The organism is Parabacteroides acidifaciens (assembly GCF_003363715.1).
In the GTDB taxonomy this organism is placed as follows: Bacteria; Bacteroidota; Bacteroidia; order Bacteroidales; family Tannerellaceae; genus Parabacteroides; species Parabacteroides acidifaciens.
Genome location: NZ_QREV01000001.1, coordinates 107,713 through 132,771, shown reverse-complemented (window position 1 = coordinate 132,771; position 25,059 = coordinate 107,713). Strand labels below are relative to the sequence as shown.

General features: G+C 48.7%; 16 protein-coding genes. 10 read left to right on the top strand and 6 right to left on the bottom strand.

Going from position 1 to position 25,059, the window contains the following annotated elements; all coding sequences use genetic code 11:
* Positions 1 to 41: 41 nt before the first annotated feature.
* Positions 42 to 1,955: an AAA domain-containing protein gene (locus tag DWU89_RS00495; protein WP_115497737.1), complete on the bottom strand. Its 1,914-nt coding sequence runs from the start codon at positions 1,953 to 1,955 to the stop codon at positions 42 to 44.
* A 135-nt stretch (positions 1,956 to 2,090) separates the two neighbouring features.
* Between DWU89_RS00495 and DWU89_RS00490 the strand changes: the two genes are divergently transcribed.
* The 4 genes from DWU89_RS00490 to DWU89_RS00475 all read left to right on the top strand — a co-directional run bounded on the left by DWU89_RS00490 (position 2,091) and on the right by DWU89_RS00475 (position 6,702).
* Positions 2,091 to 2,753, top strand: coding sequence for a glycine zipper family protein (locus DWU89_RS00490; RefSeq protein WP_115497736.1), 663 nt, complete (start codon positions 2,091 to 2,093; stop codon positions 2,751 to 2,753).
* 39 nt (positions 2,754 to 2,792) lie between these two features.
* A complete protein-coding gene (locus tag DWU89_RS00485; RefSeq protein ID WP_115497735.1) occupies positions 2,793 to 4,085 on the top strand; it encodes an L-cysteine desulfidase family protein in 1,293 nt (430 codons plus the stop codon).
* Positions 4,086 to 4,096: 11 nt separating this feature from the next.
* Positions 4,097 to 5,152 (top strand): winged helix DNA-binding domain-containing protein, encoded by a 1,056-nt coding sequence (locus DWU89_RS00480; protein WP_115497734.1) that lies wholly within the window; start codon positions 4,097 to 4,099, stop codon positions 5,150 to 5,152.
* Between the two features lie 341 nt (positions 5,153 to 5,493).
* Entirely contained in the window at positions 5,494 to 6,702 is a 1,209-nt protein-coding gene (locus tag DWU89_RS00475; RefSeq protein ID WP_115497733.1) for a hypothetical protein, read from the top strand.
* A 10-nt stretch (positions 6,703 to 6,712) separates the two neighbouring features.
* Here the strand turns inward: DWU89_RS00475 and DWU89_RS00470 are convergent, their stop codons facing one another.
* Together DWU89_RS00470 and DWU89_RS00465 are read right to left on the bottom strand one after the other, a co-directional pair.
* On the bottom strand, positions 6,713 to 7,639 hold the full coding sequence (locus tag DWU89_RS00470; protein WP_115497732.1) for a magnesium transporter CorA family protein: 927 nt from the start codon (positions 7,637 to 7,639) through the stop codon (positions 6,713 to 6,715).
* Between the two features lie 929 nt (positions 7,640 to 8,568).
* Entirely contained in the window at positions 8,569 to 9,129 is a 561-nt protein-coding gene (locus DWU89_RS00465) for an NUDIX hydrolase (RefSeq protein ID WP_115497731.1), read from the bottom strand.
* Between the two features lie 130 nt (positions 9,130 to 9,259).
* Here DWU89_RS00465 and DWU89_RS00460 point away from each other — a divergent pair, with 130 nt between their 5' ends.
* From DWU89_RS00460 to DWU89_RS00435, 6 genes are all read left to right on the top strand, one after another.
* Positions 9,260 to 10,708: an SGNH/GDSL hydrolase family protein gene (locus DWU89_RS00460; protein WP_115497730.1), complete on the top strand. Its 1,449-nt coding sequence runs from the start codon at positions 9,260 to 9,262 to the stop codon at positions 10,706 to 10,708.
* Positions 10,680 to 11,978, top strand: a complete 1,299-nt coding sequence (locus tag DWU89_RS00455) for a GDSL-type esterase/lipase family protein (protein WP_187574905.1) — start codon at positions 10,680 to 10,682, stop codon at positions 11,976 to 11,978. Before DWU89_RS00460 ends, DWU89_RS00455 begins: the two co-directional genes overlap by 29 nt.
* Positions 11,965 to 13,518 carry an MBOAT family O-acyltransferase gene (locus tag DWU89_RS00450; protein ID WP_392391915.1) on the top strand — a complete coding sequence of 518 codons (1,554 nt, stop codon included), beginning with the start codon at positions 11,965 to 11,967 and terminating at the stop codon, positions 13,516 to 13,518. Before DWU89_RS00455 ends, DWU89_RS00450 begins: the two co-directional genes overlap by 14 nt.
* A 35-nt stretch (positions 13,519 to 13,553) precedes the next feature.
* Positions 13,554 to 14,063, top strand: coding sequence for an energy transducer TonB (locus DWU89_RS00445; RefSeq protein ID WP_115497729.1), 510 nt, complete (start codon positions 13,554 to 13,556; stop codon positions 14,061 to 14,063).
* 216 nt (positions 14,064 to 14,279) lie between these two features.
* Positions 14,280 to 14,627, top strand: coding sequence for an Hpt domain-containing protein (locus tag DWU89_RS00440; protein WP_158543297.1), 348 nt, complete (start codon positions 14,280 to 14,282; stop codon positions 14,625 to 14,627).
* Positions 14,628 to 14,650: 23 nt separating this feature from the next.
* Positions 14,651 to 17,041, top strand: a complete 2,391-nt coding sequence (locus DWU89_RS00435; protein ID WP_115497727.1) for a PAS domain-containing hybrid sensor histidine kinase/response regulator — start codon at positions 14,651 to 14,653, stop codon at positions 17,039 to 17,041.
* Here DWU89_RS00435 and DWU89_RS00430 read toward each other — a convergent pair.
* Genes DWU89_RS00430 through mfd form a run of 3 tightly spaced genes read right to left on the bottom strand, consistent with a single transcriptional unit; the run spans position 17,004 to position 24,985 of the window.
* Entirely contained in the window at positions 17,004 to 19,637 is a 2,634-nt protein-coding gene (locus tag DWU89_RS00430) for a beta-mannosidase (protein ID WP_115497726.1), read from the bottom strand. The genes DWU89_RS00435 and DWU89_RS00430 overlap by 38 nt on opposite strands.
* A 57-nt stretch (positions 19,638 to 19,694) precedes the next feature.
* Complete coding sequence (locus DWU89_RS00425; protein ID WP_115497725.1) at positions 19,695 to 21,599, bottom strand: AMP-dependent synthetase/ligase; 1,905 nt, start codon at positions 21,597 to 21,599, stop codon at positions 19,695 to 19,697.
* Positions 21,600 to 21,628: 29 nt separating this feature from the next.
* Complete coding sequence (gene mfd, locus DWU89_RS00420; protein WP_115497808.1) at positions 21,629 to 24,985, bottom strand: transcription-repair coupling factor; 3,357 nt, start codon at positions 24,983 to 24,985, stop codon at positions 21,629 to 21,631.
* Between the last annotated feature and the right edge of the window lie 74 nt (positions 24,986 to 25,059).

The window sequence follows — 25,059 nt, the reverse complement described above, 5'->3', positions numbered from 1 at the left end:
ATATAGGGAAAATTTATTTCCCTTCCTTCCTGCCGGGCGAACTATTCTTCAGGTGTAAGCGTTATCACTTGCCCGTTCTGCCGGATATATTGGAAAAGCGCCTTATAGAAAGCATGCCGTGTCATCGTCGGTGCATCGCCTAAGATTATCAGTTTCATCCGGGCGCGGGTGATGGCCACATTCATGCGGCGCAGGTCGCCGAGGAAGCCGATCTGTCCTTTCTCGTTGGCACGGACGAGGCTGATCATGATCACATCGCGTTCCTGTCCCTGGAAACCGTCTACCGTGTGGACGGTGATCAGACGGCGGAAAGGTTTGAAGAAGGCATTGCGTTTGATCAGTCCCCGGATATAATGCACCTGGGATTTATAGGGCGAGATCAGTCCGAAGTCGATGCTCTCGTCCAGGACGCGCTCTTTTCCGATCTTCCCAATATAAGTCTGCAAGGTCGAGACCAGCAGGTTCGCTTCGTCTTTATTGATACGGCTCATGCTGTCGGCAAGCTGGTCTTCCGTAAAATGGCAGTCCGCCGTGTCAAGCCAGACGACAGGCGTGTCGTATTCCAGGATGCCGCGATGTTTCACCTCCGGCGCAGACAGCAATTCGTCGTTATAGAACCAGTGGGAGGGGAAGCGCATGATGTCGTCGTGCATCCGGTATTGTGTTTTCAGTAGCGAGACAACTTCCGGTTTACTGTCCGTTACTTTTTGCATCAGCGTGCAGTCCAGTCCGCCCCGTGCCGCCTCTATACATTTAATAGTAGGCGGGAGCTGGTGATGGTCGCCGGCAAGGATAACGCGGTCCGCCTTTCCGATGGCGATCCAGCAGGCTGCTTCGAGCGCCTGTGCCGCTTCGTCGATAAACAAGGAAGTGAAGTTGCGGTTCATCAGCACCCGGTTGGCAGAGCCGACCAGTGTGCAGGCAACGACGCGCGCTTCGGCAAACAGTTCCGCATCGATCTTCACCTCTAACTCCGTTACCCGGAAGCGGAGACGGGAAAGACGGTTGCGTGCCGTCTCTTTCTCGCTGTGACTTTTCTTCTTCAGGTTGGATTGTATCTCGCGGATCGCCTTGCGGATGCCCCACAGTTCGGCATAGTCGGGATGCGATTCGAAACGCCGTTCGTAGGTGAAGGAAAGCATCTTGTCGTTTACCCGCGTCGGATTGCCGATACGCAGGACGTTTATGCCGCGGTCCACTAACTTCTCCGCGATCCAGTCTACGGCCGTATTACTCTGTGCACAGACCATCACCTGGTTTTCACGATGCAAAGTCTCGTAGATCGCCTCTACCAAAGTCGTTGTCTTTCCGGTTCCGGGAGGGCCGTGTACGATCGAAACGTCTTTGGCCGCCAGCACATGGTTGACAGCCTCTTCCTGCGACCCGTTCAGCCAGGGAAAACGGATCGGGAAAAGCGTGCGCCTGCCGGCAGGTGTCTTTCCTAATAACACATCGCGCAGGTAAGCCAGGCGGTTTCCTTTGGCGCCTATGACGGCAGACAAGGCGCTAAACATCGTCTTATAGCTGGTCTCGTCGAAATAGAGCTGTACGCCGATCTCGCTTTTTCCCTGAATGTCGAACAGGGCGGAAGGCGAGGGCAATACTACAACCATGCGGTCGTCCTGCACGTAGCTGATAACTGCCGAGAAGTTCAGGTATTCCGGTTTCCCGCTTGCGCCCGTTGTGAAAAAACAAACCGGCCGCCCGTACTCGAAGTTATGTTCTATCTCTTTGTCTTCCCGCCGTTCGATCTCGATGACGAGTTGGTTAAGTGAATTATAGTAACTCCTTCCCGGCAAGACGGGATACCAGCAAAGTCCCTGCTGGATGCGCCGGTGTATTCCGGTCCGCTCGGTCTGTTCCCTGTACATCTCCTTTTCATAGTCGAATTCTTTTTGCAGAAGATCCAACTGATGCTGCAAGTCTGCGGATGGAGTCTTATATTGAATTGTCATTATTCTCGTTTTAATCGGGCGCAAACTTACATAAAAAAATGCAATCGGATAGGGGTTTTCGCCCTTTCCGGTGTCATAAAGTCGAACAGATGATTATCTTTGTTCATGGAATAAGAAGGATTAAAATAGGAAAATATGAAAAATAAAGTACTGTCTATATCGTTGTCTTTGTTGATTCTGACGGGTTGCGGATCGATGAAGAACATGAGTCGGGAAGACCGGGTCGGCTTTGGTGCGCAGATCGGGTCGTTTGTCGGCTGGCTTTTTGGCGGGGCTGTCGGATATGCTATTGACGACGAAGTAGGGGCTGACATCGGCTCTTTTGTCGGGACAGCTGTCGGAGGAATTGCCGGCGCTTCGATTGCCGCCAATGCAGGCGAAGTGAAGGTAGAGAAAAGAGAGCCCGGCAACTATACGCCTTCGTCACATGTCCTTCTTCCCGACTTGCAGATTGAAGATATCTTCCTGGTGGAAGACAGCACCGCCCGTAACCAAAAGATCGATGCCGGGGAAACCTGTCATATCTCCTTAGTGATTGTCAACAACAGCTTTCAGGATGCTCTGGATGTCGAACCGGTAGTGAAAGTAAAGAAGGGGAAAAACATCAAACTGTCCGATCCGGTGCGGATAGCGAAGATCACGCGTGAAGACCGTATCACATACAACGTAACCGTACAGGCATCACCGAAGTTGCGTACCGGTGAAGCCGTCTTCAGTGTCCGCCTTCTGGAAGGGCGCGGCAACGGGACGGATGAAGAAACTTTCACTGTCGAAACCGCAGGCAATAATGATAAATAACTATCTTTGCCGGATAATTAAGGAAAAAACTCTAAGTCCATGAACAAAACAACTCAAACACAAATCATCAAGCTTATACATCAGGAAGTAATCCCGGCTATCGGCTGTACGGAACCTGTTGCTGTCGCACTGGCTGCTGCTAAAGCTGCCGAAGTTTTAGGTTGCCGTCCGGAAAAGACGGAAGTATTCCTGAGTGCCAATATCCTGAAGAACGCAATGGGTGTCGGAATCCCCGGAACCGGAATGGTCGGGTTGCCGATCGCGATTGCCTTAGGTACGTTGATCGGCAAATCGGCCTATGGTCTTGAAGTCTTGCGCGACCTGACACCCGAAGCACTTACGGCCGGTAAGCGGATGATTGAAGATAAATGTATTCATATTGCTTTAAAGGAGAATGTAGACAAACTGTATATCGAAGTGCTCTGTTCTGCCGGAGACGAAACCTCCCGGGTGATTATCTGCCATGAACATACGAATATCGTCTATGTGGAGAAGAACGGCTCGGTTCTGACAGACTTGAGGAAAGAAGGCGTTACCTGTGATGCTTCCGCCGAAGATGATGAACTGAAACTCTCTTTCTCGACCGTCTATGAGTTTGCGATGGAGATGCCGCTCGACGAAATCCGTTTCATCCTGGAAACCGCCGACTTGAACCGGAAAGCAGCCGAAGCTTCGCTCAAAGGTAATTTCGGTCATACGGTAAGCAAGACTGTTTCCGGTGTCTACGGACGGAAATATATGGGCGATTCCGCCTATACGCATATGCTGGCGATGACCGCTGCAGCCTGCGATGCCCGCATGGACGGGGCGATGATCCCGGTAATGAGCAATTCCGGCAGCGGTAACCAGGGAATTGCAGCCACGCTTCCCGTTCTCTCTTTTGCCGAAGACATCGAATGTTCGGAAGAGCAGTTGATCCGCGCCCTGATGTTAAGCCACTTGATGGTCATTTATATCAAGCAAAGCTTAGGACGCCTGTCCGCCCTTTGCGGATGCGTGGTGGCGGCTACGGGAGCCAGTTGCGGGATTACCTATCTGATGGGAGGTAATAAAGTACAGATATCCTATGCCATCAAGAATATGATCGGTAACATAACCGGCATGATCTGCGACGGCGCAAAGCCCAGTTGCGCCATGAAAGTATCCAGCGGTGTCTCTACCGCCATGCTGTCTGCGTTGATGGCGATGGAAAACAAAGTCGTCACTCCCGTTGAAGGCATTATCGACGAAGATGTAGACAAATCGATCATCAACCTGACCTCTATCGGTTCCAAAGGGATGGAAGCGACCGATAAGTTGGTGTTGGACATTATGACCGGCAAATCCTGCTAATAGAAAGAAATATGCTGACCGATATCCGCCTGTTAAGCCAGCAATTGGCAAAACCAAAGTTCAAAACTCCTGAAGAGGTGGTTGCCTGGATGGGCGCTATCCAAGCACAGGAGTACACAATGGCGAAATGGGCGGTCGGTTGCCGTTTGAAGTCTGCCACGTTGCAGGCTGTAGACAATGCACTTGCAAAAGGCGAAATCCTGCGCACCCATATCTTGCGTCCGACCTGGCATTTTGTTGCCGCCGGGGATATCCGTTGGATGCTGCAATTGTCCGGTGGGCGGATAAAGACAGCTTTTGAGTCGTATGCCAGAAGCAATAAAATTGAAATCCCCGAAAGCCTTTATATCCAGAGCAATAATCTTTTGGAAAAGCTGTTGGCCGGCAATAAGAGCTTAACCAAGCAAGAGCTGGGAGAGGAGTTTGCACGATCCGGACTCGAGGCCGGCAATTACCCTATGCATCTTTTCTTGATCCGTGCAGAAGTGGATGGATTTATTTGCAGCGGCGTCGACAAAGGGAAAAAGCCTACCTATGCCCTCCTGGATGAACGGGTGCCGCCGGTTAAGGAACTGCACCGGGAAGAGGCGCTTGCCCGTCTGGCCACTCTCTATTTCCAAAGCCATTCCCCTGCTACGTTAGCCGATTTTATCTGGTGGTCCGGCCTGACAACGACCGATGCCCGCCATGCGGTCGGCCTGATCGAATGCGATTTGCTTACGGAACAGTATGATTCGGAAATTTTCTATTTGCATACTTCCTGTGACCTGAAAGCCCGTTGCCGGCAGGTGCTCCACCTGCTGCCTTCCTACGACGAATATCTGATCAGCTACAAAGACCGGACAACCGTCCTGCTCCGGGAGCATCATCCCAAGGCGTTCAATACTTTCGGCATTTTCTATCCGGTTATCCTCCATAATGGCCGCATCATCGGCAACTGGAAAAAAGCTGTAAAGAAAAAAGCTCTGGCGCCTGAAGTCTCTTTCTTCAATGATGTTTCCGATATTCCGGAAGAGTTGCTGAAAAAGGCGGTTGACCGCTATTGTTATTTCTACGCTAAAGAATAAGCATTCCCCATAGAGTGTGGAATTTTTACACACATTCCACAATTTACTCCACACTTTTCTTATTTTCCCCGTTTTCTTTAATCGCACTTTATTGTATTGTATTTCAGTTTATTGGTGCATATGTGGCATTCCTTTGACCGTTTCCGGCACACTCTTTGTTTTATTATTATCAGAATTAGATATTATCCTTCCCGAGATATTGTTTTCTGATTAGATATTTGATTAGAAAAAGCTTATCGATTAAATCCGCTTCGCCTGTGAAGGTAAAGCGGATTTTTTTATTGAAAAACAAGGGGTTGCTACCGTTTTTTTACTACATTTACAGAATAAATAAATCTAATATGAAATTCAAGAAAATAATAATGGCTATTATATCTGTGCTTGTGGCAGGCATGGGATTTATATCTTGTAGCAGAGGCTATAGGCCGGAGATCGTGAATAACCCGTTAGAGGAAGAAGTCTATTATATTATCGGGCAAATAAAAGAGGGAAATAGCCCTGTTGAAGGTGTAGTGGTGAGCTTTTCCGATACCCAGGTTGAAACCTCACACGAAGGATGGTATCAATTGCCTGTAAACCAAAAGGGAAAATGTACCGTTTCGTATATGAAAGAAGGGTATATTCCGATTACTACAACAGTCTCGATACCGGAAGAAATGCAAACCAGAAGCAGTGTGGCACTTCCCTTGCAGATGGCAAAGAAGAATCCTGTTGTTACGATTGATCCGTCCAGGGATACGGTTATTGTTTATCCGGGAGCAGATAAACTGACTTCCATTATATTTCCCGCCGGTATATCCGATCAACCGATAGATGTTTCTGCTACAGAGTTTATCAACGGTCCTATGGTAGATCTCGAACATGCCGGTTTGGTTACCTTTGATTTGGAAGTGTCCGGCCCGGAGAAAACGCTTCCGGTAGAAATAATAAACCAGGCGAACTCTCTCTTGCACGTCGGACAGCTTGTGCATTGCGTAGAAGTGGACGGGCAATGGAAAGAGATGGCGGGAACGATTGGAACTTTTAACTGGCTGCGTAATATTCATGAGGCGACTATACAGTCCTCTTATGCGATACATTCGATAGGGCCTAAATTGGAGGTGGACACTATTCTAACATCTTTCGAAAGCGCGGGAGAGGTGGTCATCGATAACTTGGGTAGTTTGTTTGCCAAAGAGGTCGAGATCATGTCAAAACAAAAAATGGGCTGGGAGATTACGTCTGATATGGATTCCTATTATTCTATTTTTCCGGGTTTGACAGACAGTGATTGCAAATATACGACTCAATCCTTATACAAAGTTTTAGCCTCTGTCAACGGCTCCTTGGCGGGGGTAAGCGAAACAGATGTCCCATTGGGTATCGCAAAGGTCAGTGGAGATACGAAAATGACCATTAAATTTTTTACCCGCGTGGACGATGTATCGCTTCAGTATATTTTAATGTTTCAAGGTATTTGGGATACTAAACAAATAAAATACAAAAGATATAGCGGCATGAACATCGAAATTGATTACCAATACGGTTCGAGCCATATTGGTAATCAATAATAGATTGTTCTTAGAACCATTTGATCTTTCTGAAAATAAGGAACGACAACGCAGACAATGCGATCGATACCAGGACGATCAGGGCAAAGGCGTGGGGCATACCTTCACCATAAACCGGGACGTTCATCCCGTAGAAACTGGCGATAAGAGTGGGGACCATCAGGATGATGGAGATTGAGGTCATGCGCTTCATGATGGTGTTCACATTGTTGGAAATGATGGAGGCGAAAGCATCCATCGTACCGGTCAGGATATCGCTGTAGATATTGACTGTCAGGTGCGCCTGTTTCAACTCGGTTTCCACATCCTCCAATAGCTCGTTATCCATATAGATCGGCTCCTGGAAAATACTTTGCAGTTTGGTAAGCATCACTTCATTGCCACGAATGGAAGTGTTGAAATAAACCATACTTTTTTCCAGTTTCATCAGCCGGAGCAAGTCTTCATTCCGGATGCTCTTTTCCAGGGCTTTCTCTGCATGTGCCACCTCATTATTGATCTGTTTCAGATACTTCAGGAACCAGACGGCAGACGAGTGGATAAGTCGCAGGATCAAATCATATTTATGGCGTACCACCACTTCCTTACGACGTGTATAGCGGATGAAATCGGGGATCAGTTCCGTCTTGTAATAACAGACAGAAACGATCACTTCGTTGTTTGTCATGATTCCCAAAGGAATAGTCGTAAAAGGGATGCCGTGCTCCTGACTTTGTACCGGGATACGGATAATTGTCAGTAACCAGTTGCCTTCGTATTCGATACGCGGGCGTTCGTCCGTATCGGCCACATCACTTAAAAAAGATTCGGGAACATTGAATTCGTTTGTCAGATAATGGATATCATCCGGTGTGGGACATTCTACATTAATCCAGCTGTTTGGAAGCCATTGGTCTTTTTCCACAAAACCGGCTTCACAATAAAGAAATGATCTCATTATTGCCTCCTTTCGTTGTTTTACAACGCGCAGAGGCAATGCTATAACCTCTCCGACGTTATTTGTTACTTACTGTTTTTGTTTCTCGCGGAATACTGTCGTCCATAATTTATAATTACTTTTTACGGCTGCAAAGATAGAAAAAATCGGCAATACTGAACCCTATTGCTAATAAAAAGATTACAATAACCCCCTATTTCAGCCGTTTTTCTATTTCGTCCGAAATCTTGATCGATTTTGGATTGACTCTTTTCATGGTTTTAGCTTTTACGGATGACAACAGAGAAAATGAGCTGCCGAGCCCATTCCAAAAAGCATGCAATTTGTTTGTCGAAAACCGGAAACAGCGACAAAGTGATAAACCTTAACTCCCGGAGAATCGAATATTTGAAAATAAAACGGACGGCGTTCCGAATATCCCAAGGAAATTCAGGGACTTTTTTGCCCTAAAGACAGTCCTCTTTTCAATTACGACCGTGCAAATCGCCATTACGACCGTCCTAATCTTCGCGAGGTGCCGAGTGCACTACCTATTAGCACGGTCATAATGGCAAAGAGGACGGTCGTAATTGTTGAAAACACTCAAAAAAGAGGAAAAAGTCCCTTTTTGAGGCCCAAAAAACGGATTAACATTTGTTTTGTTTCGGATGTCTTTTGAGCCTGAAAAATGCGTTTTATACAATAAGCCCCCCGGGGGAGTTGAAAGTTAAGAGTTGAAAGTTGAAAGGGAGCATATTTAAGAAAAAGTGAACTACCTCGTTCCCGCGCTTCGACGCGGGATCGCAAAATAGCCTGCCGTATCCTGAATCATCATTTACCAGTTTTGGATAAAACCTGTTCCTTTGCGATCCCGCGTCGGAGCGCGGGAACGGGATAGTTCAGTTCTGCAAAAAACTGAACCTATTGTACTTCGTGAGGTACTACAATAATCAGATAAGATGGTTTAACGCCATATACTTCCAGAGCGGGGCGGCATGAAGCGCTTGTTTGATCCGGTCGTTTATCAGGAGTTCTTTTACTTCATCGAGTGTCAAAAGATGGACGCTCAGATCTTCCGTTGCTTCGAGATGTTGGGCCATGACAGGCTCTACATCGGTGGCAAGATAGCAATATGTCAGGTTGGTATGTGTACTGGGATTAACGCCGACTACCATCAGTTCGCTCCAGTTCCCATTTCCGTAGCCGGTCTCTTCCAACAGTTCCCGCTGGGCGGAAACAAGCGGGGATGCGTCTTCTTTCTCACAGACACCGGCACAAAGTTCATAGGCTGCAATCCCCAGTCCATGACGGTACTGGCTTACAAAGACAAATTTCCGGTCTTTGGTTATCGCGATTACATTGATCCATTCCGGATATTCAAACACATAATATTCGGGTATTTTGTTCCCATTCGGCAATTCCACTTCTTCACGGCGTACGGTGAACCAGGGTTTACGGAACAGATATTCGCTTTTCAGTACTTTCCAACTTTTGTTTTCCGGTGTTTCCATTCTATATTGTTTTATTGTTACTTGCATATTATAAACGGCTTAGTTTGCGATAAATTGTGATTTACGGCAGACCTACCGGGGCAAGCTTCATATTTATCATTATCTTTGTCCCTTCGAAAGAGATGATTAGATGAATAAAGATGATAATTTCGGCAGGCTTTTGCTCCTGTTACTTATTGCATTAGGAATCTGTTTAGGACTATATTACTTACCGGACCGGTTGTTCGGGATGAAAATAAAAAAGGTTGATTTGCTTTCCGATATCAGGATAAAGCAGGAATCCCTCTCGATGGATTCTTTGCGTATGCAGCTTGAACAACCGGATACGGTCCGGATCGATTCGGCTGCTGTGCGCGATTCTATTCTGAAAACGACAGGTATCGATTCCGTGGCATTGGCTTTACGCGATTCACTTTATAAAGTCATGTATGCAGACCGGGGAGCCGATTCGTTGGGAACGCATATTGAAGATTATTCAGTAGGGCATATAGGCCTCAAACGCTTCTTTGCTGCTTTGAGGGACAGTCGGAAGCAGGAGCGCCCGGTTCGTGTGGCGTTTTTGGGAGACTCGTTTATCGAAGGAGATATTGTGGTCGCTGATTTCCGTTCCGGGATGCAGAAGGAGTTTGGCGGGCGGGGAGTCGGTTTTATTCCTATTACATCTGTTGCCGCACAATTCCGTCCGACTATCGAGCAGGAGGCTGAAGGATGGAACACCTGGTCGATGCTGACCGATCATCACCACCGGTACACACTTTCCGGGATGACGTTCGAGCCGGAAAGCGATCATCCCTCTGTCTCTGTTAAAACAACAGACCGCTATCCGGAGCTAAAGACCGTATCTTCCCTCAAGTTCTTGTATGAGAAAAATACCCGCACCCGGATGACACTGATCTGCAACGGGACGCAGGATACGATCCGCGAGGTACTGAAGCCGACTTCCGTTATTACCCAATATGAACGTACGGGGACTTTTACGGAGGCCTCCTTTGCTTTTGCCGATACAGCCGGTTTCCGTGCACTCGGAGTCGCGTTGGAAGATAATTCGGGAGTGATTGTCGACAATTATTCCTTGCGCGGAAATTCGGGTATGATCTTGACACGGTTGGACAGTGCCCGTTGCCGGGAGCTGAATGCCCTGCGCCCGTATGATCTGGTAATCCTGCAATATGGGTTGAACATTGTCAGCGACAGCATTCTACAGTATGGCTGGTATGCAAAACGGATGGAAGAAGCTGTGCATCATGTTAGGACTTGTTTTCCGGATGCCGATGTGCTGATGCTGGGTGTGTCGGACAGAAGCCGGCAAGTGGACGGAACGTTTGAGACGATGCCTGCCGTGTTGGCGTTGCTCCATGCACAACGCCAAGCTGCCCGCCGTTCGGGTGTCACATTCTGGAATGTGTTCGGAGCGATGGGAGGCGAGAACAGCATGGTCCGTTTTGTGGAGAACAATTGGGCCAGCAAGGATTATACGCATTTAAGTTTCAGGGGAGGAAAAGAGATCGCTTCTGCCTTGTTAAAAGCAATATTATTAGAAAAAGAGTTTTATGATGAAGCAGACAAAGTGGCTCGTTAGTCTGATGGTTTGTCTGGCGCTGATGGCAATAAGTGCTGCCGGAGCCCAAGAAAAATTGGATACAATCCCTCTCCCTTCACTTTCTTATTCGATTGGGAAAGAGGTGGATTCTATCATGTCGCCTTCCTCTTTGCAGCCCTTCTTTGCCGGGTTGGATTCATTGCGGGCAGGGAAAGACACTGTTCTTACGGTTGTCCATCTGGGAGATTCCCATATACAGGCCGGGTATTATTCCGGACAGATGATGCGTCTTTTACAGGCGCAGTTCGGAAATGCCGGACGCGGATGGATCGCTCCCTTTAAGTTGAGCCGGACGAACGAGCCGGACGATTATTTTATCTCTTCCGCCATCCGGGAATGGGTGGCCGGACGCTGTATCCAGGCAAACAAAAAATGTCCGGTCGGAATCGGAGGAATCGGCATTCAATCCGTCTCTCCTTCGATTAATCTGGATGTGCGGATTGCCCCGAACAACGGGGCCGGTTATTCTTTTAGCCAGGCTATTTTTTATCGGGGGGAGAAATCCATGCCGATGTTGCCTACCGGGCCGTTGAAAGATTCCGTACAGACTTCTTTGGCTATGGTTCCGGCTGTGGCTGGTGTTATGGCTGATACATTCCGTATCGCTTATCCTGTCGATACGCTGCAACTCCACAGTACCCGGAGGAAACAAGGAACGGACCAGTTGCTTCCGGCTTCTTCCTTCAGGAATGTTTATTATGGCTTTAGCTTGACAAACGGGAATCCGGGTGTTTTATACCACTCGATTGGGGTAAACGGGGCTATGTTTGTCAATTATACGGACGAATCCTATGTGCGGCAGTTAGCCTTGTTGAAACCTTCTTTGCTGATTGTTTCGCTGGGCACGAACGAGACGTTCGGCCGCCGTTTCAACAGCGAAGAATTTAGCGGACAGGTACGGGCGTTTATTTCGCTCGTTAAGAAATATATGCCGGATACAGCCATCCTGCTTACTACACCGCCGGAATGTTACAAACGGACCTATGTAGACAAGAAACGTACTTATGTCCGTAATGCAAATACCCAGCTTGCGGCAAAGGCGCTCGTAAAAGTCGCTCATGAAGAGGGGCTTGCCTGTTGGGATTTATTTACGGCTACGGGAGGTAAAAGCTCTTGTACCAAATGGCATAAAGAACGGTTAATGGGGCGCGACCGTATCCACTTTACGAAAGAGGGCTACCGGGAACAGGGAACACTGTTGTACCGGGCCTTGATGCAAACGAAAAATAAGAAAGATGATGACAGGTGATATTTTAAATAATATAGGAGGATTTTCGATTGAGAAGCTTGGGGAGCTTTTTCTTTACCATCATAACGCACCGATATTATTCAGTAGCGGACTGTTCTTTTTCCTTTTTATCGGTTTCCTGATTATTTATATGTCATTAAGGAAACATTTGTTGGCACGTATTATTTATGTCACACTGTTTTCTATCTATTTCTATTATAAAAGCAGCGGGTTCTTCTTTTTCCTGTTGTTGTTTGTTGCGACGTCCGACTTTTTTATTGCGCAACGTATTGTCCGGACTGCACCTAAATGGGGACGCAAGGCTTGGGTAATCTTGAGTTTGTGCATCGATCTCGGATTATTGGGATATTTCAAGTATTTTAATTTCTTGCGGGAAATCGTTGCGACGATTGGTCACGAGTTAGGCTATCAGTTGGGTAATACCTCTTTGCAAAGTATCACTTACCAGCCGTTGGATATCTTCTTGCCGGTCGGTATTTCATTCTTTACCTTCCAGACGATCAGCTATGTGATCGATGTGTACCGGGGGAGGATAGAGCCGCTTCACCGTTGGATCGACTACGTCTTTTATGTCTCTTTCTTTCCGCAGCTGGTGGCCGGCCCTATTGTCCGGGCACGTGACTTCCTTCCGCAGATTTATAAAGTGCCTGCCGTCACACGGGCACAGTTCGGCGAAGGCCTGTTCCTGGTCTTGTGCGGTCTTTTCAAGAAAACAGTTATATCCGATTATATCAGCCTTAACTTTGTAGACCGTATTTTCGATGCCCCTTTACTCTATACGGGAGTGGAGAACCTGATGGGGGTATATGGCTATGCTTTGCAGATATATTGTGACTTTTCGGGCTATTCGGATATGGCAATCGGTATAGCCCTGCTGCTGGGTTTCCGTTTCAATATAAACTTCGATTCGCCTTATCAGTCTGCAACAATTACGGAATTTTGGCGACGTTGGCACATCTCTCTTTCTTCGTGGTTGAAAGATTATTTGTATATTTCGCTCGGCGGAAATAGAAAAGGTAAAATACGAACGTATATAAACCTGTTGATTACAATGCTGTTGGGCGGTTTATGGCATGGGGCTTCCATCAGTTTTATCCTTTGGGGAGCTTTACATGGAGTCGCTTTGGCTATTCATAAGTTTGTGATGGGCCATTTCAGTAGTTTCAAACCGTTAGGCTCGGATATGAAGCCTTGGAGAAGAGTTTTAGGAATATTGATTACTTTTCATCTGGTTTGTTTCGGCTGGATCTTGTTCCGTGCCGATTCGATGCAGACGGTAGGCGAGGTGCTGACACAGATTTTTACAAACTTCCATCCGGAAGTGTTCATGCAGTTTGTCATGGGCTATAAAGGGGTATTTATCCTGATGGTGATCGGTTATGTCATGCATTTCATGCCTAAATCGGCAGAAAACGGGTTGCAGGCAGTTGTGACTCGTTCTCCTTTACTTGTGCAAGCGGTGATGCTGGCAGTGGCCATCTTTGTCGTTGTACAGTTTAAAAGTGCTGGAGTGCAGCCTTTTATCTATTTCCAGTTCTAAGATAACTGAGAATAAGTAAAAACAACACTACTTTTATGGGGAAAAATTTATTGTTGCTTATATTGATAGGTCTCTTTTTATTGGGAGATACAGATGTGTACCGTCCGGTCGAGATTCCGGATGGCCCAGGTATCACTTCGCCTGAATTTAAAGGTGGCAGTGCCGCTTTTGCCCGGTATCAGAAAGAACATTTGAAATATCCGGTGAAGGCATATGAAGAGGGATTGGAAGGTGTTGTCTTGGTTTCCTGCACGATAGAGGCGGATGGAAAGGTAACGGAAGTGAAGGTGTCCAATAGCCCTGACTCCCGCTTTGAAGATGAAGCCGTACGGTTTGTGGAGAATACCGCAGGCCAATGGATTCCGGCTAAACGTAATGGCCGGAATATTGCCGGACAGAAGTTTGTTCCGGTTTCTTTTCGACTGGATAAGACACAAATGCCCGAAGTAGGGACAAATGCCGGTAACAGGGAACTCGTCAAATATATAATCGTCGCTTTGCTCGTTGCCGCTTTTCTTTTCATTTTAAGAAAACAACAAAAATGATTGCCGGGAATGCAGCCTAACTTTTCTATTTTCGAAAAAATACTGTTGAAAATGCATCAAAAACGAGAATAATAACATTGTCGTTGTTTATAAATTGAAAATAAATTTGGATATCTCCTCTGATAATCCTTACTTTGTGAATTGATACATATTATCAGGATTTTAAGATATTACGAGCGAATATCCCAATACATTCATTTATTATATATGGAAAGTGTGTATAAACAACAGCTGCTTGATGCTGGGACTAATGTGGATAAAGCATTAGACCGCTTTATGGGAAGTGAGGCATTGTATGATAAGTTTCTTCTGAAATTCATTCAGGACACATGTTATAAGCAACTGGAAGAGTGCATAAAAACGGGTAATGCTACCGAGGCTTTTATGCAGGCTCATACCATGAAAGGCATTGCTGGAAACCTGGAATTCGAGTCTTTACTGGAAGTCCTGGTGCCTATGACCGAACAGCTAAGAAGAGGGGATATGACAATGATAAAGGAAGAACAAGAGGAATTAAAACTGCGCTATGAAAAACTGTATGCTGTCATAAAAGAAAATCATTAGGCAGAAAATAGGAGGGATAGATCATGGATGAGCATTTTTCACAATCAGGAACAGATCTTGAGTATAGGCTGTTGGTGGGGTTAATGGGACAAATGGGTGTTAGTGTCAGCAAACATTTGTTGGATGAACATTTCACCCTGTTGTGGGCAAATGATTTCTACTATGATATGATTGGTTATCCTAAAGATGATTACGAAACCCTTTTCCACAATCGACCGGATTTGTATTATAAGCAATATCCGGAGCTCTGGGAAGCTTTAGGCCAGAAAGTCTACGAGGCAATTGAGAACAAAGCAAACGGTTATGAGCTCATTACCAAAATGCCGGTGAAGGGTGGAATGAGATGGATTAAACTGAATGCAACATTTACTGATCAGCTACAAAACGGTATCCCTATTTCATATACAGTGATGACTGACGTTGAAGACATCATGCAAGTGCGTCTCGAACAAACAGTCGCTTATGATAACCTGCCCGGTTTTGTTGCTAAATATAAGGTAAAGCAGGATGGCCGTTTTATCATGATTGAAGCGAATGATAAATATTTGGATTTTGCAGGTATCGAAAAAGATATGATTTCCGCATTCTGCCCTTTTTCCCGACTGGACGATAAGAGCCGGAGTGTACTGAATGAATATATTCCTTTGATGCAGAAGGGAGAATCTGTGCATTTTGTGATTCGATCCAAAGATAAAAACGGTACGGATGCCTGGTTGCAGCTGAACGGCGAATGTATCGGATGGGAAGGTAAAGAGCCTGTCTACCTTGTTGTTTTCATCGACATAACTGATATTACCGAGCAGCGCGAATTGCAGAAAAAGCTGGAAGAGCAATCCGAGCAATTAAAAGAAGCGCTTGATTTTGCAGAAAAAGCAAATCAGGCCAAATCTGATTTCCTGGCCCGTATGAGCCATGATATCCGTACGCCTATGAATGCCATTGTCGGAATGACCGCCATTGCCGGTGCCCATGTGGATGACAAAGAACGGGTCCTTGACTGCCTGAACAAGATCACTGGTGCTTCCAAATTGCTGCTCAGCTTGATTAACGAGGTGCTGGATATGTCAAAAATTGAAAGCGGACGACTCAAGCTCTCCGATGATGAACTGAATATTGGAGAATTGTTGCAGGATCTGATCATTATGATGCAACCGGAGATCCGGAGCAAACAGCATCAATTGGATATCCATCTCATGGGAATGCAACATGAAAATGTAATTGGAGATATGCAGCGGATCAAACAGGTTTTGATGAATATCCTGTCCAATGCAATAAAATATACGCCGGACAACGGACGGATTCTGATCCGGATCAATGAAAAGTCCTCCCGGGACGGTATCGGGTATTATGAATTTGTTTTTGAAGATAACGGAAGAGGGATGAAGCCCGAATTCCTTTCAAGGATATGCCAGCCGTTCGAACGGGCGGACGATCAAGATATTGCAGGCATACAGGGGACGGGGCTCGGCATGTCGATCAGCCATAAGATCGTACAGATGATGGGAGGTGACATACTGATCGAAAGCGAATACGGCAAAGGTTCCCGTTTTACCATAAATATGCCGTTACGGCTTCGTGAGCAGGATGTCCCGGAAGCGATAGGTGTCCCTGGAATGTCTATCCTTGTTGTCGATGATGACCGGATTGCCTGTCAGGGTACTTGTAATTGCCTGGAGGAAATCGGGGTACGATGCGACTGGGTTTGTTCCGGTGAGGAAGCTGTAGAGATTGCCAGGGAAAGAAGCGAAAAGAATAATGCATATTTTGCTATTATAATGGACCTGAAGATGCCCGGGCTGAATGGTATCGAAACTACCCAATTACTTAGAGCGGCAGTGGGTCCCGATATCCCGATTATTATTTTATCCGCGTACGATGTGGAAGAGTATGAATCGGATGCCAAAAAGGCAGGTGCGAACGGATTTATTACGAAGCCATTATTCAAATCTAAATTGATCCAGGTCCTGAAAAGGTTTATAGACAAGGAGAATGTCCGGGGACATATCACTCCGACAAAATTGTCTGATGCTGATTTTTCGGGTAAGCGTATCCTGTTGGTGGAAGACAATGAATTGAACCTTGAAATTGCTGTCGAGATCATAGGAAGCACCGGCGTTTCCATCGATACGGCTGTGAACGGCCTGGAGGCAGTCAACAAGGTGTCACAATCTCCCGAAGGGTTCTACCAGATGATATTGATGGATGTTCAGATGCCGGTGATGGATGGTTACGAGGCAACCCGCCGGATTCGCGCCCTCGGACGTGCTGATGTTTCCGGTATGCCGATTATAGCCATGACTGCCAATGCTTTTTCCGAAGATGTAACGAATGCGCTCGAAGCCGGTATGAATTATCATCTGGCAAAACCGATCGATATTATTGCCCTGATGGCTGTTTTGGATAAATACTTATAGCATCTACGATACTTTCGCTTCTCAGTTGCTTGTCAAAAGAGGCTTTATCCAGCCGGGTCGTAACATGGATGGTTACCGGTTCGCCCGGCAAGAGATCGAAATAGTTGTCGGAGAAGAAATTGTCGATGCCGTCGATACTCAGGAACACACCCCGGGCAAATACGTCGCTGCTGACTGTCACATCGTAGCCGTCTCCGGACGGAACCGATGTCATTTGAATATCGGCTTTCGGAAAGTCGATATCTTTATAACGATCAAAGAAGTAATTGTTTGTGATTACTTCACCGTCTTTTCCGTTCTCGGTGAAGCGGGCGTTTACAACGACTTCATTTGTTTTCTTTCCTCCCAAGACGCTTTCTACCGGAGCGGAGAACTGTATCTTGCTTGTGTTTGCAGGCAGCGTTACATTCTTTTTCTGTTCAAACAGGACATTACCTTTCAGGTCCATGACGCGGACGTCAAGCAGGCCTTTCGTTGCCTGTAAGCGGTCGGATACGATGTAGATATTCAGTATGCCGTCTTCTGCGATCGGAGAGACGAGGATGTCCCGAAACGCTTTCTTTGCGAAATAATGCTGGGCTTTCCAACGTCCGTAATAGTCGCGGCTCGACCAGGAAGCGACCGGCCAGCAATCATTATGCTGCCAGAACAGGGTTCCCATATTGTAAGGCATCATGCGCCGGTGCGCCTCGATCGCTGTCTTGATCGCATCGCCCTGGAGCAGCTGCCCCATGTAAAGGAAATTCGGGAAGTCTTTGGGTTTCCGGTATTCGTTCAGCAGGTACCATTCGATCAGGCCGTTGGCATGGCTGCCGGCACGCTGATGTGCCATCATTACTTCCGAATAGATATCATGGTCACGTTCTTCCGGTGCATATTTCAGGATGGACTGGTACTCCGGGAACGACTGGAAACCGTACTCCGAGAAGAAACGGGCACGTATCTTGTTGTAGTTCGCAATGCTGTCCTTGGCATGCCATACTCCCCAGTAGTGGGCGTCGCCGTTCGGGTTCCAGTTCTCTTTGCCGCTTTCGCATTTGGCATCCGGATCGCCGCCGTATGGGGAGGAGGGCAGGTAGAAGGCGGTCGGGTCATATTCCTTTACGACTTCGGGCAGTAGTTTATGGAAAAGCTCCTTATCGTCTTTCCGCATTTCTTCCAGCACGCCCAGCTTCTCGTATTTCTGCATCCAGCCCCAGTTGAACCAGGCTGTATGGTTCTCGTTGTTACCGCACCAGATCGCGATGCAGGGGTGGTTACGCAGGCGGACGACATTGTCGATCGCTTCCTGCCGGATGTTCTCTAAGCGTTCCGGCGTCATCGGGTAGGTACTGCATGCAAACATGAAATCCTGCCAGACCAGAATGCCGTACCGGTCACAAAGGTCATAGAAGAGGTCGTTCTCGTAGATACCGCCTCCCCAGACACGGAGCATATTCATATTGGCATTGACGGCATCGAGAATCGTTTTTTCGTAGCGTTCGGGCGTGACACGCGGCAGGAAGTTATCCTGCGGAATGTAGTTGGCCCCTTTGGCAAAGACCGGCTTACCGTTCAGTTCGAAATAGAAGGTAGTGCCGTCCTTGTCTTTGTCGCGTACGACGCGAAGGCTGCGGATGCCGATGTTGGTGGTATCCGCGTCGGCCACCTTGCCATCCATGGTGACGGTGGCTGTGAAAGGATAGAGGTGGGCTTCCCCCAGACCGTTCGACCACCAGAGTTTGGGATTACGGACGACGAGGTCGGTCTCGATCAGGTTTTTGCCTTTCTTTACATGGGCGGTCTTTGTCCAAGTCTCCCTGATACCTCCGGCTTTGAGGGTGAGCGTGGCTTCTCCCTCCTTGTCGGCGATGATTTCGACACGGGTTTTGATCTCCGCTCGTTTGGCATTGACTTTTTCCTGGATGTATTGGACATTGTCGATGCGGGCATCATTCCAGCCGATCAGGTAGGCTGGACGCCAGATACCGCTTGTGACGAGACGGGGCCCCCAGTCCCAGCCGTAATGGTAGCCTGCCTTGCGTGCGAAGACGCTTACCTTCTTATCGAATACACCGCCGTTTTCGGACTGGTCGTTGCCGGCCTCGATCGGATGTTTCAGGGCGTCGAAGTTCGGTATATCCATTTTGATAGGAGAGTGGAAGTAGATGCGGAGTTCGTTGCCGTCCCTCTTCAACAGACCTTTGACGGGGATGAGCCACTCGCGGAACATATTGTTGGCTTTCAGGATGCAGGAGTCGTTCAGGTAGACATCGGCATAGGTGTCGAGCCCTTTGAAGTCCAGGTCGATATTGTCCTTGTCGAACACATTGGGGGCGACATCGAGTGTCGTCTTATATTCCCAATCCTCTTTATCCACCCATTGCACGCCCCGTTCGTTCAGGCGATAGAAGGGATCTTCGATGATCCCGTTGTCCATCAGATCCGTATGGACAACCCCCGGCACGGTGGCCGGATACCAGTTATTGCCGCGAACCTGCTTGAAGGTCCAGCCGCTGTCGATGTTTTGTTCAGACACTCCATCCGCCATTGCCGGAACCGCAACCACAAGGGCAGAGGCGAGGGCGAGGGCGGAGGCGATAGTTTTGTAACGCATAATCATGTTTTTTGTTTCTACTAAACAATAACAGATCGCGTTGTGTTTAGTTCTGCTTTATCCCAACGCCTTTTTGTTCTCCCCATTGATCGGGTTCTTCCCTTCCGGGGTGTAGAGCTGGTCGATGCGGGTGGCGTAGGCTTTTTCCACTTTGCCGCGGACGATCTTCATCGTGCTGTTGACCATGCCGTTCTGCTCCGTGAAAGGTTCCGGCAAGACGGCAAAGGCGGCAGGCAACCAGCGGTCGGGGAAGAGGGTCGACAGGTCGCCCCCTTTGCGGAAACGGTCTATCTGCGACTGGATGATCCGGATCGCTTCCTCGCATCCTTTATCGGATGAAAGATCGAGATGCTGGTGCGCTAAGTGTTTCTTCAGACGTTCTTTGTTCGGCACGACAAGGGCAACGGTGTACGGACTCTGGTTGTTATACAGGATCAACTGGTCGATGCAGGAAGAATGTTCGACCAACGCTTCCTCGATTCCTTCGGGACTGTACTTCTCACCGTCGCTACCGATCAACAAGCTTTTGAAACGGCCGAGCACATACAACAGGCCGTCATGTCCCATATAACCCATATCTCCGGTATAGAGCCAGCCGTCGCGTACGGTTTCGGCCGTCGATACCGGATTCTTCCAATAGCCTGCCATCACATTCTCGCCTCGTATGACGATCTCGCCCTTCTCACCTATCGGGAGTTCTTTGCCGTCGGCATCGCATATCTTCAGGTCGAGCGGACGAACCAGTACGCCGCTGCTCCCGAACGTATGCCGGTGCGGGCCGTTGGTCGAAATCACCGGAGTGGCTTCACTCAACCCGTAACCCTGGTACATCGGCAGGCCGATTGCGTAGTAGAACTTCTGCAGATCTTTGTCTAACAGGGCGCCTCCGCCGATGAAGAACTTGAGTTGGCCGCCGAAATTCTCGCGCACCTTGGTGAAGAGTATCTTGTCGAACAGGCTGACAAGCGGTTTCAGCAGGCAACGGACGCCACGCCCTTTATCCTCCCCGCCGTCGCCATTATAGAGGTAGGCGACCTTGAGGGCGAATTTGAACAGGCGGGTCACTTGTTTACCTTGTGCCCGGATGCCCTGCTCGATGTTTTTCTTGAAATTCTTTGCTAACGCCGGGACGCTCAGAATCAAATAGGGCTTGAACTCTTTGATATTGACCGGAATGTTCTTCAGCGTCTCCAACCCGGTACGTCCCACCTGTACGGTCGCTACCGATGCTCCTTTCGACATGAAGATGTAGAAGCCGACCACATGCGCGAAACAATGATCGAGCGGAAGGATCACTAACGTACGCCAGGTGTCGTCGATGTTGACGCAGGAGAGCGCCTGCTCCACGTTGGCCGTATAGTTGCGGTGCGTGAGGATGACGCCTTTCGGGTCGGCTGTCGTTCCGGAGGTATAGGTGATAGTCGCGTAATCGCCATCCTGCAACGACTTGCCGATAGTCAGGAACTCATCCAACGGATGCGCTTCCAGATACGCTTCTCCCATCCGGAGAACTTCGGAGAGGGGAATCTCTTTCTCCTTATATTCCGTCTGCTCGTCTATCACGATCACTTTTTCCACAAGGGGAAGGCGGTCCATGATAGCCCGTATCTTCTTCAGCTGGTTACCGGAGACAAGGATGTATTTCACGTCGGCATGCACAAGGCGGAACAGCAGGTCGTTCGCTTCTTCCAGCTTAATGGAAAGCGGGACGTTGGTCGCCCCGGCGTAGAACATGGCCAGTTCACCGATGATCCAGGCATTACGGCCTTCGGAAAGGAGCGCCATGTTGTCTCCCTTCTTCACTCCGAGAGCCATCAATCCGGCACCTGCCGTATAGACTTGCTGCTGGACTTCCTTGTAGGTTGTCGGCTCGAACTTGTCCTTCGTCTTCTCCCACAGGAAGGGGTTGTCGGGATATTGCTTCACCGAACTCTCGAAAAGGTCTATAATTGTCTTCTTCATGTCTGATATCTGTTTAATTGTTTTATTCACTAAAGGGCAGGAACCTTCTCTATCTCTTCCATATATCCGCAAGCCGCCTCGACCGTCGGTACGTTCTTGATCACGATACTGCGTTTCCCGTTCTGCTCCCGGAGGTTACATTCGCGCGGGTGCTTCTGGATAAAGCCGAGCAGTTTGTCGAACGCCTCGCTCTGATAGTAGGGGCTGTCGGGGTTGGCGACGAGGAAAATACTCATCTGCCCTTTTTTCAGCACAACTTTTTCCATGCCCAACTGCTTTGCCATACGGCGCAGGCGGACGATGCGGATCAGTTCTTTTCCTTCCTTCGGCACTTTGCCGAAACGGTCCTTCAGGCGTTCGGTAAAAGCAAGTATGTCGCGTTCTTCCTCCATCTTGTCCAGTTCGCGATAGAGGGAGACGCGTTCGGAGTCGTTCGGTATATAAGTCGGCGGGAACATCAGTTCCAGATCGCTTTCGATATAGGTTTCACGGACATATTCGCTGCCTGTGTCAGGGCGCTTCTCGGTTGCGTCGGAATAGAGGTCGGCAAACTCTTCGGCCTTCAACTCGTCTACGGCCTCCTCCAGTATCTTCTGATAGGTTTCGTAGCCGAGGTCAGCGATGAAGCCGCTCTGTTCGGCCCCCAACATATTGCCGGCTCCCCGGATGTCGAGGTCCTGCATGGCGATATGGATGCCGCTGCCTAACTCGGAGAAGTTCTCGATTGCCTGCAAGCGGCGGCGTGCCTCCTGCGTAAGGCTCGACAGAGGCGGGGAGAGGAGGTAGCAGAAGGCTTTCCGGTTGCTCCGCCCGACGCGTCCGCGCAGCTGGTGCAGGTCGGAGAGGCCGAACTGCTGGGCATTGTTGATGATGATCGTGTTGGCATTCGGCACGTCGATACCGCTCTCGACGATGCTGGTCGCAATCAGCACGTCGTATTCGTAATTGACGAAGTCGAGGATGATCTTTTCCAACTTCTCCGGTTCCATCTGCCCGTGGCCAACGGCTATACGGGCATCCGGCACTTCGCGTCTGACGAGCGCTTCCATCTCGTAGATGTTCTGGATGCGGTTGTTGATGAAGAACACCTGCCCGTTGCGGCTCATCTCGAAGTTGATCGCTTCGCGGATGATGTCCGGGTTGAAGCGTTCCACCTCGGTCTGTACCGGGTAGCGGTTGGGCGGAGGCGTCGTGATGCTCGACAGGTCGCGTGCTCCCATGAGTGAGAACTGGAGCGTGCGGGGGATCGGCGTCGCAGTCATCGTGAGCGTATCCACGTTGGCTTTCAACTGGCGCAGCTTCTCTTTGACAGAAACGCCGAACTTCTGCTCTTCATCGATGATTAGCAGGCCGAGGTCTTTAAACTTGACGTCTTTGCCGACAATACGGTGTGTCCCGATGATGATGTTGACTTGTCCCTCTTTCAGGTCTTTCAGAATCTCTTTTATGTCTTTAGCCGTACGTGCCCGGCTGATATACTCGATCCGGCAGGGGAAATCCTTCAGACGTTCGGAGAATGTCTGGTAGTGCTGGAAGGCGAGGACGGTGGTCGGGACCAACACCGCCACCTGCTTGTTGTCAGCCACAGCCTTGAAGGCGGCGCGGATAGCGACTTCAGTCTTTCCGAAACCTACGTCGCCGCAGATCAGACGGTCCATCGGGCGGTCGTTCTCCATATCCGTTTTCACGTCAGCGGTTGCCTTCATCTGGTCCGGCGTATCTTCATAAATGAAGCTGGCCTCTAACTCGTGCTGCATGAAGCTGTCCGGGCTGTAGGCAAAGCCCTTTTCCTGTTTCCGCTTGGAATAGAGGAGGATCAGGTCGCGGGCGATGTCTTTGACTTTCGACTTGGTCCGTTCCTTCATCTTCTCCCAGGCTCCGGTCCCGAGCTTGCTCAGCTTGGGCGGCTCACCGCTGTCTTTGCCTTTGTACTTGGACAGCTTGTGGAGAGAGTGGATGCTGACGAAGATGATGTCGTTGTTCTGGTAGATCAGCTTGATCGCTTCCTGCATCTTCCCGTTCACCTCGGTGCGTACCAGTCCGCCGAACTGTCCGACACCGTGGTCGATGTGGACGATGTAGTCGCCGGTCGTGAATTGGTTCAGCTCTTTCAGCGAGAGGGAGAGCTTGCCGCTCCGTGCCTTGTCGCTTTTGAGGTTGAATTTGTGGAAGCGGTCGAACAGCTGATGGTCTGTGAAGAGGCAGATGCGCAGCGTCTCGTCGGCGAAACCTTCGTGTATCGTCTTGTTGACGGAGGTGAAGGGGAGATCATCTCCCCGGTCCTCGAAGATTGCGCGGATACGCGCGGCCTGCTTCTCCACATCACTCAGTACATATAATGTATAGCCGTCTTCCCTGTATTTATGGAAAGATTCGCTTACCAGATCGAAGTTCTTGTGGTAGATCGGTTGTACCTCTGTGGCAAAAGTTAGCGTCGTGTCTGCTGTCCCTGTCGGGCGTGTACCGAAATGGATGCGGCGGAAACCGAGGGCGGCATGCAGGAAATCTTCACCTGTCACTAACTTTGCCCGCATTTGTTCGGCATCTGCAAAAGAGTCTTCGTCTCCTACGACCGGCTCTTCGTTCCAGATACTGCCGATCCGTTCCTTTACCCATGCCAGGTCTTTGAAGGCGAGCAGGGTGGCAGATGGCAACGAGTCCAGCAGAGATGAGTTCGTACGGTTGCCTCGTGTCATCTCCGGCACGATATAAATGCTGTCTAACTTCTCTTTCGATAACTGCGTCTCTACGTCAAACGAGCGTATCGTCTCCACTTCGTTACCGAAAAAGTCGATACGGTACGGAAATTCGTACGAGAACGAGAACACGTCCAGGATACTGCCGCGCAGGGCATATTGTCCCGGTTCATAGACATAATCTACTTGCTCGAATCCATATTCGTCCAGTACATCCGAGACAAACATATTGTCTAATTTCTCGCCGACACTGATCTTCAGCGTGTTTTCCTTCAGGACTTCTCGGGAGATCACTTTCTCGGCCAACGCGTCCGGATAGGTGACGATGACGAAAGGGATGTCCGGGTCCTGCAAAGTGCTGAGCACTTCGGTACGCAGGATTTCGTTAGCCGGATCCACATGTCCGTACTTGATCGCACGCCTGTAGGCGGAAGGGAAGAAGTAGATTCCGTCGCCTCCGGTAAGTTGAACCAGATCATGGTAAAAATAGCCGGCTTCTTCCAGATCGTTTAACACACACACATAGCTCCCCCTTCTTTTTGAAAAAAGAGAAGCTATTGTCATTGCGGCCCCTGAACCGTTCAGTCCTTTCAGAAATATATTGCGGGACGTTTCGCTTTTTAGCAGGGTATTTAATGCCGCCACTTGCGGATGGGCAGCATATTGTTTCAGTAAATCTTGTACCTCCAATGTGATATGTTCTTTTCGCAAAGGTAGGCTTTTTGTTCAAAATAGTAGACAGGCATAGTATTAAATCAATTAAA